Genomic DNA, 12,464 nt, shown 5'->3' on the forward strand with positions numbered 1-12,464 from the left:
GGCGGGGGCCGGGGCGATCGGTACGGCCGGGCCGCCGGGGAAACCGGGGTGCCGTCCCGGGCGTGCCCGCCCGGCGAGCGCCTGGCCGACGCGGGTCAGCAGCAAGTCACGGGCGGCCGCGCCCTCCTGGACGCCGACCAGGTCGACATAGGTGATCGTGGCCAGCAGACCCTCGACGGGGATGTCCTCGACGCGGACGGTGATCAGCCTGCGGTCCGGGGCGTCGGGGTCGGCGCGCAGGGCCGCCTGCCATTCCATGCGGCCGTAGCGGGAGTTCTCGTAGTGGTGGGACAGGACGGCGATCACGGCGACGGACTGGCTCACGCCGCGGTCCATGAAATCGACGAAATTGGTTCCGGGTACGAAGTCCCAGGCCTGGACGACGGTGCGGTAGCCGGCCTCCTCGAGGGTCCAGGCGATCCACGTCGCCCAGCGCTCATCGGCCGGCGAATAGCTGATGAAGAAGTCCAACAACCCCTGATGCACCGCGTTTTCGCGCCGTCGGGTCATGGAGCCATGGTACGGAACCGTCATGCCGTCGGTCACCGCGCCGTGCGATGCCTGTGCGATGCTCTGGCCATGTCTGTCGATCGGGCCCGGGGGGCCGTGATGCGTCTGCACAGGCTGGACTGGCTGGCCGGGGGAATGCTGATCTGCGGTCTGCTGTGCGTCGCCACCGGCGCACTGCCCACGGCGCACGCGCGGGACGCCATGGAGCGGATCGCTCCGTTACTGGCCTTCCTCGGCACGGTCATCGTCCTGGCCGAACTCGCCGGACGCGCCGGGGTGTTCGACGTCGTGGCGACGGGCGTGGCCCGGGCGGGCCGGGGCAGCTACGGCGCGCTCTTCGTGCTGTGCGTGGTGTTCGCCTCGCTGACCACCATGACGCTCAACCTGGACACGACGGCGGTGCTGCTGACCCCGGTCATGCTGGCGCTGGCCGCACGGGTCGGCATCGCGGCGGTGCCGCTGGCCATGACGACGGTGTGGCTGGCGAACACGGCGAGCCTGCTGCTGCCCGTGTCCAATCTGACCAACCTGCTGGCCGCCGACCGGGTGGCACTCGACCCTCTGGGGCTGGCCGCGCGGATGTGGGCCCCCCAGCTCGCGGCGGTGGCGGTGACCATGGGGTGCCTGTGGCTGTTCTACTGGCGGCCCGGCAGGAGGGGAGCGCGGACGTACGTGCCGCCGGAGGCGTACCGGCCCGCCGACCCGGTGGTGTTCTGGGTGTGCGGGTCGGCGTGCGCCGCCTTCGTGCTGCTGCTCCTGCTCGACGTCGTCCCGCTGTGGGCGGCGTCCGCCTCCGCCGCCGCGGTCGTGGTGGCGGTCCACGCGGTGCGGCAGCGCTCGGCGCTGCGCGCGTCCCTGGTCCCCTGGCGGCTGCTGGTCCTCGTACCGGGGCTGTTCCTGGTCGTGGAGACGCTCGACGTCCACGGGCTGCACGCCGTGCTGTCCACGGCGGTGGGCTCCGACGGCGGGGCGCTCGGCATGCTCCGGGCCGGGGCGGTCGGCGGAGGCATGTCCAACGCGCTCAACAACCTGCCCGTCTACCTGGCGGCCGAGTCCGCCGTCCCGGTGGGCAACCACGATCAGCTGCTGGCGTTGCTGATCGGCACCAACGCGGGCCCGGTGATCACCCCATGGGCCTCGCTGGCCACGCTGCTGTGGTTCGAACGCTGTCAGGCGCAGCGGGTCCGGGTGCCGTTGCGACGGTTCATGGGCACCGGCGCGGTGCTCGCGGTGGGGTCGGTACTGGCGGCTTGCGCGGCGCTCGTGGCGACGCGTTGAAACGCCCGCCCTGCTGTGCCTCCGTACGGCTTCTCAGCCGCCGTTGACCATGTCGAGCAGCCGCGGCATGTCCTCCGGCCGCCCGGCGACGAAGCTGCGGTCGGTGTCCGGACCGGTGACCCCGCCGCGGAACGGCCCCCCGTCCAGAGCGCGGATCTCCACCCCCGCCTCCAGGGCCAGCAGGGCACCGGCCGGCAGATCGATGGCCTCCGCCCGGTAGCCGACGAAGCCGTCGATGTCGCCACGGGCCAGCATGGACCAGGTCAGCAACGGGGCCCACAGCTGGAGCAGCCGCCGGGAGCCGCGTTCGAGGCCCGTCCTGAGGGAGCGCGCCCGGGGGTCGTCGCGGGCCACCCCGTACCCCTGGGTCCAGCCCAGCAGCGGCCCGGCCGGTGAGGGCATACGGGCAGCGGTCCGCAGCGGTCCGTGCGGTCCCCGGGCCCCGCCGTCCCGGAGCGCGGACCAGGTCCTGCCGGTGACCGGCTCGTGCACGACGCCGACGACGGGCGCGTCACCCTCGCACAGGGCGATGCCGACCACGCAGGAGGCCAGCCCGATGGCCACGTTGTTGCTGCCGTCCAGCGGATCCACCAGCCACGTACGGCCGTTGGCGGCGTCACCGGCCAGCGTCCCCGACTCCTCGGCGACGATCCGGTCATGCGGGAAACGCTCCCGGAGCCGCCGCACGATGGCGTCCTCGGCCAGCGTGTCCAGGTCGGTGACGACATCCCCGCGACACCCCTTGGCCCTGACCTCGCACGGCCGGGAGTTCTCGCCGCGGAGGTACGGCCGCAGCAGCGCGCCGGCCTCGCACGCGGTGCTCACCGCCAGCCGGTGCTCGTCGGCGAACCGGGAAGAGGGCAGTGGCGGGTCCTGTGGGTCATCGGCGGTGAGGAGCATGGATCCTCCTGAGGACGGAGCCCGCGGTTCGGGCGGACTGCACGGCGTCGCACTGCTGTCGTACCACCCGGTGCCCCGCGCCATCCAGCGGACCGAGGGAAAGGTCGCGGCCGCCCGGCCGGGAGGAGCCCAGCAGTACGGTCGCGGCGCTCCCGCCGGACAGCATCGTGGTGTGGAACTCCCCGGCGGGCAGGGTGTATATCTCTCCGGCGGCACTGGCCTGAGGGGTGCCTGTCTCATAGCCGACCAGACGGGGTGTAGGCCGGAGTTCGTCGACCCCCGCGGGACCGCTGACGATCTCGAAGACGCGGTGCGTGGGCCCCTCCTGACGATCCATGACCTTCACCCGGACGTTGACCACTTGTCCGTACAGTACGCAACTGGTCAGGTCCCAGCTGTGCGCGTGCACGGGTGACGTGGTCAGCATGGCCGCCGCCTCGTCCGCCCCCTTCCGGAAGACGTGGACGCAGACACCGCGGTCGCCGTCGCGTTCCACGGGAAAACAGAGAAATCCCAGGGGATGCCGGACAGCGCGTACCTTCCGCCGCCCGGTGGCGATGTCCTCGAGCGCGGAACGGGCGGCCCGCACCAGGGGAGCCGTTCCGCACCGGCCGTCCACTGCCTGCTCGAACAGCCGGTGGTCCACTGATCGGTAGTCCACGGCGCCTCCAGCTGCGCGGATCACCTCCTGTACGGGTTCTCCGCATGCAGCGCCTTGTCGATGATCTCGCCCACATCCCGGTCGGAAAAGGCTGTGGGCAGTGGCAGTCCGATGCTCTCGAAGAGCCGGTGGGCCTCGTCGACCGTCGGTTCCTCGCTCAGCGGCTCGGCGTGCCGCAGGTCGACGGTGGCCGCTTGCTCCCTGCTCTGATGGAGCTCGGTGACGTAGTAGTCGTAGAGCGGCCGGTCGCGTTCCACCAGCAGATTGGCCCGTCTCGGGTCGTCCTGGGTGATGATGAGGCACGAGTCGGACAGGTCGAACCGCAACGTGGGCACGCCCGAGGAAAGGTAGACGTCGGCCTCCAGGGTGTCCAGCCGCTGCCGGTACCAGCAGATGGCGAGAACCGTGGCGAAGGACTCCTTCCTGGCCCGGTCCGCGCTCCAGGGATCGGACGGCAGGAAGTCCAGCCGGTGCGCGAAAGTCTGCCGGAAACGTGCGTACGCCGCGCACGCCCGCTCGTCGGCCGGGTTCACTATGTCGATCTTCATGGAGAGGGGGCGGCGGTGGACCCGCGCCTGCCGCACGCAGACCGGCAGGGTCACCGCCCGGAGGTACGTCCCCGTCCCGCCCTTGAACACCCAGCGCTCGGTGGTCTGACGGGCCCGGTCCAGCGCCCGTTCGAGATCCCCGCCCGACAGCGACCGCACCATGACCAGGTCCTCGATCGCCCGCTGGGCCCCGGTCGTCGCCTCGCGGATGTCGGCCATCCGGTGCCGCCGCTCGGCGAGGTTCCCGTAGACCAGCGCGCCGAGCACCAGCAGGGTCGCCCCGGAGCCGATGCCCGGCGCGAAGTGCTGGTCGAAGATCTCCAGCAGCCCGATGACCAGGGCCGCGCCCATGGCGATGACTGCGTCCAGGTTCTTGATGGTCCAGGCGACGGCGTTCTCCACCCGCCGACCGCTCCCACCGGCTCCGGCTGCCATGGGCAATCACCTTTCCCCCGCGAGAACTTCATCGTAGGAGGGGCCGTGGGCGGGGAGGTAGGGAGCGCCGCGCCGGTGGGCTGTATCGCGCCTGGTCCGCAGGGCGTGGCGGCCGCGGTCGTCACCGCGGTCGTCACCGCGCCCGGAGCGGTTCCCCGTGGCCGTCGGTGCGGGCGGCGGCCGGTGCCGGTTTGCCGAACATGCCGCAGATCGTGGCGGTCTGCAGCGCCTTGGCGGCTCCGGCGACCGACGGAAAGGCGTCCGGGTGCTCGGCGAAGGCCTCGGTCGAGACGAGGACGGACGCCGTGCGGCTGCCGGTGGAGTCGGTGGCGTTGACGCTGAGGTAGCCGGGGATGCCGCCGTCGTGGGCCCACACCGTGCCGCACGGGGTCGTGGCGGTCTCGATGCCCAGCCCGTAGCCGGCCCCGTCCGGCCGGTCCGGGGAGACCGGCACGGTGGTGCGCATCTGTTCCAGCTGGGCGGCGGGCAGCAGCTTGCCGGACATCAACGCGGTATGGAACCGGCCCCAGTCGTACGCGGTGGACACCACCGCCCCGGCCGCCCCGCCCCACGACGGGTTGTTGCGGGAGACGTCGACATGGCCGTCGCGGTGTGCCCCGGCGTAGTCCCTGAAATCGGCCGGCACGCCCGGTGGCATGTGGGCCGCGTCGGGTTCGTAGCCGCGGGCGTGCGGGCCGTGCCAGGTGGAGTCCGTGGCGTAGTAGGTGTGTTCGAGGCGGAGCGGCCGGGCGATCCGGTCACGGACCAGAGCGGCCAGGCTCCTGCCGGTGGCCTTCTCCAGGACGGCGCCGATCGCGGCGTAGTCGGTGTTGCTGTACGCCCACGCGGTGCCCGGCGCGAAGAGCGGATCGTGCCGCACGCCGAGGGCGAGCAGCTGTGCCGACGTCCATGACCTCTGGTCCTTGCCCAGGATCGACGGCAGGACCGCGGGGTCCTCGGTGTAGTCGAACAGGCCGCTGGTGTGGTTGAGCAGCATGCGCAGCGTCATCGCCCGGCCGTTGGGCACCTGGCCCGGCAGCCACTTGTCCACCGGGTCGGTCAGGGCGAGCTCGCCCCGGCCGGCCAGCTGCAGCACGAGGACGGCCATCATGGTCTTGGTGTTGGACCCCATCCGGAACTCGTCCCCGGCCCGCAGCCGGTGGTCCGGCCCGGTCCAGGGGGCCTGCTCGACGATCTCGACCGGCCGGCCACGGCCGTCGTCCACCCGCACGATCACACCAGGCGCCCCGGCGGCCACCAACTCCCGCGCGAGCCGGGTCAGACGGACGCGCAGCGGTGCCGCGGCGTCGCTCCGGGCGGGCGAGGCGACTGCGGTGGTGGACGTGACGCCGGGTGGTGGCGCAGCGCCCGGAACGCCGATCGGATCGGCGGCCGCAGGCCCTGGCCGGACGAGTGCGGTGCCCAGGCCGACCGCGGCCAGGAGGCACGCCACCGCCATGAGGCGGTTGCGGCGGCGTCGGCGGTGGGCGGACCGGGTCCGGGACCGTCCGCGTGCGCTGGTGGGCTGTGGTCCTGTTGTCATGCTGGCTACCATCGCGCACCGGCGGCCGCCCGGTCACCGGAATGCGCCGCATGCCCCGGTACCTCGACGAGCCCGTCCCCGACGCCGACCCGGTCATCGGCCGCGTGATCCGGACTGTCGGCCGGAGGTGACCGCGAGGGACCGGACGGGACGACGACGAACGCCCGAACCGGCCAGGGATCGTCTGTAGCCTGTTGTCATGGCGCAGGGGGCGCCGTGATGCCGAAGTCCCGCTCTCGACGGGGAGTTCGCCGAGCCGACTCGTTCGCCCGGGCCGAAAGGGTGGGGATGACGGAGATCCGCCGCGAATTGATCCGCGCCTTGCCGGGCGTGCTGAAGGAGCACGCGGCACGGGCCGGAGGAAAGACCGCCTTTCAGGACGCACGACGAGGCGTCACATACCAGGAGCTGGAGGAGCGGACCCGGCGTCTGGCCGGTCACCTGGTGCGGCTGGGGGTACGCAGGGGCGACCGGGTGGCGCTCCTGCTGGGCAACCGGGTGGAGACGGCGGAGAGTTTCCTCGCGGTTCTGCGGGCGGGAGCGGTGGGCGTCCCGCTCGATCCCGCGGCCGCGGACGCCGAGCTCGCGTACTTCCTCGACGACAGCGGGGCGGTCGCGGTGGTGACCGAGGAGACGCTGCTGACACGGGTTTCGCGGACGGCGGCCGAACGGCCACGAATACGGTCGCGGATCCTGGTGGTGGGCACGGACATGGGCACGGGCATGGACACGGGCGCCGTGCCGGACGGAGCGGCCGCGGGCACGCATGTCTTCTTCGAATTCGAACGGCTTGCCGTGACGGATCCGGGATGCCCGCCCCGGGACGACCTCGGCCTGGACGAGCCGGCCTGGATCCTCTACACCTCGGGCACCACCGGGCGGAGCAAGGGCGTGGTCTCCGGCCAGCGCGCCGCGCTGTGGTCCGTGGCGGCGGCCTACGTACCGTTGTGGGGCCTGGAGCCGCAGGACCGGCTGCTGTGGCCGCTGCCCATGTTCCACGCCTACGCCCACTCGTTGTGCCTGCTGGGGGTGGTGACCGTGGGCGCGAGCGCGTATCTCCTCGACCGGGGCGCGAGCGTCGCGCGGGCACTTGCCGAGCAGCGGTTCACCGTCGTCGCCGGGGTGCCCGCCACCTACCGTCTGCTCACGAGCGAGGTCCGCGAGGGCTCACGGCCGCCGTCCGGCCTGCGTCTGTGCGTCACCGCGGGCGCGCCGTGTCCCCCGGAACTGCGGGCGGACGTCGAGGAACTGCTGGGCGCCCCGTTGCTCAGCGGCTATGGCAGTACCGAGACTTGCGGGAAGATCGCGGTCGACCGGCTCGATGATGCAGGAGGCGTCGGCCCCCGCGGTGTGCCGGTGCCTGGCGTCGAGGTGCGGCTGACCGACCCTGCCGGTGGCGGCGACGTCGCCGCCGGGGGCGAAGGGGAGATCTGGGTCCGTGGCCCGAACCTGATGCTCGGTTATCACGGTCGCCCGGACGTCAACACGCGGGTGTTCGAAGACGGTTGGTACCGCACAGGGGATCTCGGCCGTCGTGTTCAGCACGGTGGCCTGCGGGTCACCGGCCGGGTCAAGGAATTGATCATCCGTGGCGGGGAGAACATCAACCCGGTCGAGGTGGAGCATGTGCTGCTCGCCTGCCCCGGCGTCGTGGACGCGGCCGTCGTCGGCAGGCCGCACGATGTGCTGGGCGAGGTGCCGGTCGCCTTCGTCGTCGCCGATCCGCGGCACGGCGTCGACACCGACCGCGTACGTGCCCTGTGCCGGGAGTGGCTGTCGGGCTTCAAGGTGCCCGACGAGGTGTACGAGACCGGCTCCGTGCCCCGTACCCCCTCCGGCAAGACCGACCGCCCCGCGCTGGCCCGGCAACTGGCCGAACGGCTGGGGTCAGCGTGCGAGGGCACCGTGGCCGCTCTACGCCGACGCCTCGCGGCACTGATCCCTTCCGTTCGGTACGAGGCCGTGCTGCGTCTCGTCATCGCCGCGACGGCGCACGCGAGCGGCGTGCCGGAGCGGGACGTGGAGCCGGGCCGGCCCTTCACGGCCTCCGGGATGACGTCCCTCGGGGGTGTACTGCTGCGCGACCGGCTCGGCACGGCCACCGGCCTCGAACTGCCCGCCACCTTGGTGTTCGACCACCCGACGCCCGCCGCCGCGGCAGCCTTCCTGGAGACCGCGCTGTTCGGTGGCCCGGCCCCGGACGGCGGCACGGCACGTCCGCCCTCGGCGGAGGCGGAGCCGGTGGCCGTCGTCGCGATGGCCTGCCGGTATCCGGGTGGCGTGGCCTCTCCCGAGGACCTGTGGCAGCTTGTCGCGAACGGGGCCGACGCGACCTCGGACGTCCCCGGCGATCGCGGCTGGGACCTGGCCGGTCTGTTCGACCCCGACCCCGACCGGCTCGGCACCTCCGTCACCCGCCGTGGCGGATTCCTGCGCGGCGCGGCCGATTTCGACGCGGCCTTCTTCGGGATGTCGCCGCGGGAGGCACTGGCCACCGACCCGCAGCAACGACTCCTGCTGGAGATCACCTGGGAGGTCCTGGAACGGGCCGGTATCGCCCCGACGGCCGTGCGCGGCAGCGACACCGGTGTCTTCGTCGGGGTGATGCACGACGACTACGCCGGCCGTCTCCTGCACCGCGGCCCGCACGAGCTGGAGGCGCATCTCGCGCTGGGTTCGGCGGGCAGTGTGGCCTCCGGCCGTATCGCCTACGTACTGGACCTGCGCGGGCCCGCCGTGACCGTGGACACCGCCTGCTCGTCGTCGCTGGTGGCGATGGACTCGGCGGCACAGTCCCTGCGGTCGGGCGAGTGCTCGCTGGCCGTGGCGGGGGGCGTTACCGTGATGGCGACTCCGGCGTCGTTCGTCGCGTTCAGCAGGTTGCGCGGCCTGGCGCCGGACGGCCGGTGCAAACCGTTCTCGGCCGCGGCCGACGGCACCGGCTGGGCCGAGGGCGCCGGTGTGGTCCTGCTGGAGCTGCTGTCCGACGCCCGGCGCAACGGCCATCCGGTGCTGGCCGTGCTCCGCGGTTCGGCCGTCGGCTCCGACGGCGCGTCCAACGGCCTGACCGCGCCGAGCGGATCCGCTCAGCAGGACGTGATGGGCCGGGCCCTGGCCACCGCCGGGCTGTCCCCGGCCGACATCGACATGGTCGAGACACACGGCACCGGTACGGCACTCGGCGACCTTGTGGAGGCCCGGGCGCTGCAGGCCGCGTACGGGCGGGAGCGGCCCGGCGACCGTCCGCTGTGGCTCGGGGCGCTCAAGTCGAACATCGGGCACACCCAGGCCGCGGCCGGTGTCGGCGGCGTCATCAAGACCGTCATGGCGATGCGCCACGGACGGCTGCCGCGCATGCTGCACTGCGAGGAGCCGTCGCCGCGCGTGGACTGGTCGTCGGGCAGCGTACGGCCCTTGACGCGGGAGGAGGAGTGGCGTCCGGTGCCCGGCAGCCCGCGCCGGGCCGGGGTGTCGGCGTTCGGGATCGGCGGGACCAACGCCCACGTCATTCTGGAAGAGGCACGTGAGGAGCCCCTTGAGGAGACCTCCGGGGAGACCTTTGAGGAAAGGCCCTGGCGGGTGGTGCCTCCGCTGCTGCTGTCGGGCGCGGACCCGCGGGCCCTGCGCGCGCAGGCGGGGCAAGTGGCCTCCCTGCTGCGGGAGCGGCCCCGGCTTTCCCCGCTGGACGTCGCGTTCTCCCTGGCCACGACCCGGGCGGCGCTCACACATCGCGCGGCGGTGACCGGCGGGGACCGCGAGGCGCTGCTGAACGCCCTGGACGCGTTGGCGGCGCCCGGCCACGGGCCCGGCGGCACCGAGGCGATGCCGGGTTCGCCTCCCGGGCGGCTGGCGCTGCTGTTCCCGGGCCAGGGCGCGCAACGGCCCGGCATGGGCCGGGAACTGCACGGTACCTTCCCCGCCTTCGCGGCCGCCTTCGACGCCCTGTGCGGTCGATTCGACGCCACGGGCAGCTTGGAGCGTCCCCTGCGCACGGTGCTGTGGGCGGACGAGGGCACCGGCGACGCCGCCCTGCTGGACAGGACCGACTTCGCGCAGGCGGGGCTGTTCGTCTTCGAAGCGGCCCTGTTCCGGCTGCTGGAGTCCTGGGGAGTACGGCCGGACGCCGTGGCCGGGCACTCCGTGGGCGAGCTGGCGGCGGCTCACGCCGCGGGGGCCCTGCCGGAGGCCGAGGCGGTGGAGCTGGTCGCGGCCCGGGGGCGGCTGATGCGGCAACTTCCCGGCAACGGCGCCATGGTGGCGCTGGAGGCCACCGAGGACGAGGTCGCGGAAGAACTGGCAGGGCTGGCACACCGCGTGGCGATCGCGGCGGTGAACGGTCCGCGATCGGTCGTCGTCTCCGGGGAAGAGGGCGCCGTACACGTCGTCGCCGCCCGGTTCACCGGACGCGGGCGCCGCGCCACGCGGCTGCGGGCCGGCCATGCCTTCCACTCACCGCTGGTGGAACCGATGCTCGCCGAGTTCGGCCGCATCGCCTCGGGCATGACGTACGGGACACCGCGCATCCCGGTGATGTCCACCCTGACGGGGCGGCGGGCGGTCGGTGAGGATCTGCGCTCGGCGGAGTACTGGGTGCGCCACGCCCGCGGAACCGTACGGTTCGAGGACGCCGTGCGACGTCTCGTGAACGACGAGCGGGTGACCGCCTGCGCGGAGGTGGGCCCCGGCGCACAGCTCACGGCGGCTGTCATGGGAGGCGTCGCGGGGGAGCGCGAGGGGCTGGTGTGCGTGGCCACCGCACGGGCCGGTACGCCGGAGGCGGAAGCGGTGCTGGCCGCGCTCGGCGAACTGCACGCGCACGGCCTGCCGGTGGACTGGCACCGGGTGTACGAGGGCGGCGGCGCCCGGCGGGTGGACCTGCCGCCGCGTCGGCCGGCACCGGCCATCCACTGCTGACCGCGACGACCACCGTGCCCGGCACGGAACGCCTGCTGTGCACCGGCCACCTCTCCGCCTCGGCCCAGCCGTGGCTGCGCGACCACGTCATCGCCGGTCAGGTCCTCGTACCCGCCGCCGCGTTCGCCGAGATGCTGATCCACGCTGGCGACGCGTGCGGGCTGGAAGTCGTCGAGGACTTCGTACTGTCGGCCCCGCTGCCGCTGCCGCTGTCCGGCTTCGGTGACGAGGTCCAGGTGCAGGTGGTTCTCGGCGAGTCGGACGCCTCCGGCCGTCGCTCCGCGGACGTCCACTCCCGCCCACGGGAGTCGGGCCCGCTCGGCCGGTGGACGCACCACGGGACGGGGCGGCTCGGCCCGGCCACCGGGCCCGCCAGGCAGGGAGGCCATGATTCCGGCGCCGCCGCGTGGCCGCCCCCGGGTTCCGAGCCCATGGACCTCACGGGCGCCTACGAGCGCCTGGCCGACGCCGGTTACGCATACGGTCCCGCCTTCCGGGGCGTCACGGCAGTCTGGCGAGGGCCGGGCGAGGAGGTGTTCGCCGAGGTACGGCTGCCCGGGCCGGAGAACGCCGACGCCGGCCGGTACGGCATTCACCCCGCCCTGCTGGACGCCGCCCTGCACGCGGCACTGCTCGCCGCGCCGGCCGCCGGACCCGCCCGGATGCCCTTCGCCTGGCGCGGCATGCGCTTGTACGCCGTCGGCGCCACGGCGCTGCGCGTACGGATACGAGCCACTGGCCCGGACACGGTCACCGTGGACCTCACCGACCCCGCGGGGAGGCCGGTGGCCCGGGTGGAGTCCATGAACACCCGGCCGGTTCCGGACTCCGCCGATGCCGCTGCCGCTGCCGGGGAAGGAAGCGCGGCCAGGGGACGACTGTACGGCTTGCGGTGGTCCGGCATCCCGGCCGACGGTGACGGGCCGTCCCTGTCCGTGGCGGAACCCGACGACCTCGGCCTGCGCTCCGTGTTCCCCGGGACATCGGCCGGGAGAGCCGGGAGAGCCGGAGGAGCCGGAAGAGGGAGCACCCCCGAGACGGTGGTGGTCTCCCTGTCCTGCCGCTCCCCGGGCGCCGACCCGGTCGCGGACACCCACACCCTGACCGCGCGTGCCCTGGCCGTGCTGCAGGCCCGTCTGTCCGCCCCGGCCGCGCCGGGCTCGCGCCTCGTCGTGGTGACCCGCGGCGCCACCTCCGCCGTGCCGGACCTGCCGGCCGCCGCCGTGTGGGGCCTGGTGCGTTCCGCGCAGGCGGAGTATCCCGGGCGCCTCACGGTCGTGGACACCGACGACCGGCCCGAGTCCCTGCGGCTGCTGCCCGCTGCCGTCGCCACCGGCGAACCGCAACTCTCCCTCGCCGAAGGCGCCGTGCGCGTTCCCCGGCTGGCCGCCACCACCGATGCCCCACCGGGCGGTTCCCCTGTGGAGGGCACGGTCCTGGTGACGGGCGGCACCGGAGCCCTCGGCGGCCTGCTGGCCCGGCACCTGGTCACCCGGCACAAGGTCCGCCACCTCGTCCTCGTCAGCCGTCACGGCCTCGGGGCACCGGCCGCGCGGCGGCTGCGAGCCGAGCTCCAGGAGACCGGCGCCCGCGTGGACGTGATCGCCTGTGACGCCGCCGACCGCACCCGGCTGGCCGCCGTCGTGCAGACGTACGGGCCGGTACTGAGCACCGT

General features: G+C 73.5%; 8 protein-coding genes. 3 read left to right on the plus strand and 5 right to left on the minus strand.

Annotated features, from left to right (window positions below):
• Nucleotides 1–510, minus strand: a 510-nt coding sequence (locus K6I34_RS19090) for a toll/interleukin-1 receptor domain-containing protein (RefSeq protein ID WP_229327495.1), incomplete at its 3' end; no start/stop codon positions are given.
• 69 nt (nt 511–579) lie between these two features.
• Between K6I34_RS19090 and K6I34_RS19095 the strand changes: the two genes are divergently transcribed.
• Nucleotides 580–1,788 (plus strand): SLC13 family permease, encoded by a 1,209-nt coding sequence (locus K6I34_RS19095; RefSeq protein ID WP_229327496.1) that lies wholly within the window; start codon nt 580–582, stop codon nt 1,786–1,788.
• Between the two features lie 33 nt (nt 1,789–1,821).
• Here the strand turns inward: K6I34_RS19095 and K6I34_RS19100 are convergent, their stop codons facing one another.
• The 4 genes from K6I34_RS19100 to K6I34_RS19115 form a co-directional block, all read right to left on the minus strand.
• Entirely contained in the window at nt 1,822–2,688 is an 867-nt protein-coding gene (locus K6I34_RS19100) for an inositol monophosphatase (protein WP_229327497.1), read from the minus strand.
• On the minus strand, nt 2,669–3,349 hold the full coding sequence (locus tag K6I34_RS19105) for a hypothetical protein (protein WP_229327498.1): 681 nt from the start codon (nt 3,347–3,349) through the stop codon (nt 2,669–2,671). The genes K6I34_RS19100 and K6I34_RS19105 overlap by 20 nt, the downstream gene beginning before the upstream one ends.
• 20 nt (nt 3,350–3,369) lie before the next feature.
• Nucleotides 3,370–4,332, minus strand: a complete 963-nt coding sequence (locus K6I34_RS19110; protein ID WP_229327499.1) for a hypothetical protein — start codon at nt 4,330–4,332, stop codon at nt 3,370–3,372.
• A gap of 133 nt (nt 4,333–4,465) precedes the next feature.
• The gene (locus tag K6I34_RS19115; RefSeq protein WP_229327500.1) at nt 4,466–5,875 is read right to left on the minus strand and encodes a serine hydrolase; all 1,410 of its coding nucleotides are present in this window, start codon (nt 5,873–5,875) and stop codon (nt 4,466–4,468) included.
• Between the two features lie 288 nt (nt 5,876–6,163).
• Between K6I34_RS19115 and K6I34_RS19120 the strand changes: the two genes are divergently transcribed.
• Together K6I34_RS19120 and K6I34_RS19125 are read left to right on the plus strand one after the other, a co-directional pair.
• Nucleotides 6,164–10,789, plus strand: coding sequence for a type I polyketide synthase (locus K6I34_RS19120; protein ID WP_229327501.1), 4,626 nt, complete (start codon nt 6,164–6,166; stop codon nt 10,787–10,789).
• A 14-nt stretch (nt 10,790–10,803) separates the two neighbouring features.
• Nucleotides 10,804–12,464: polyketide synthase dehydratase domain-containing protein (locus K6I34_RS19125; RefSeq protein ID WP_229327502.1), on the plus strand; the 1,661-nt coding region annotated here is incomplete at its 3' end.

This window comes from Streptomyces sp. UNOC14_S4 (assembly GCF_020740835.1).
Classification (GTDB): domain Bacteria; phylum Actinomycetota; class Actinomycetes; order Streptomycetales; family Streptomycetaceae; genus Streptomyces.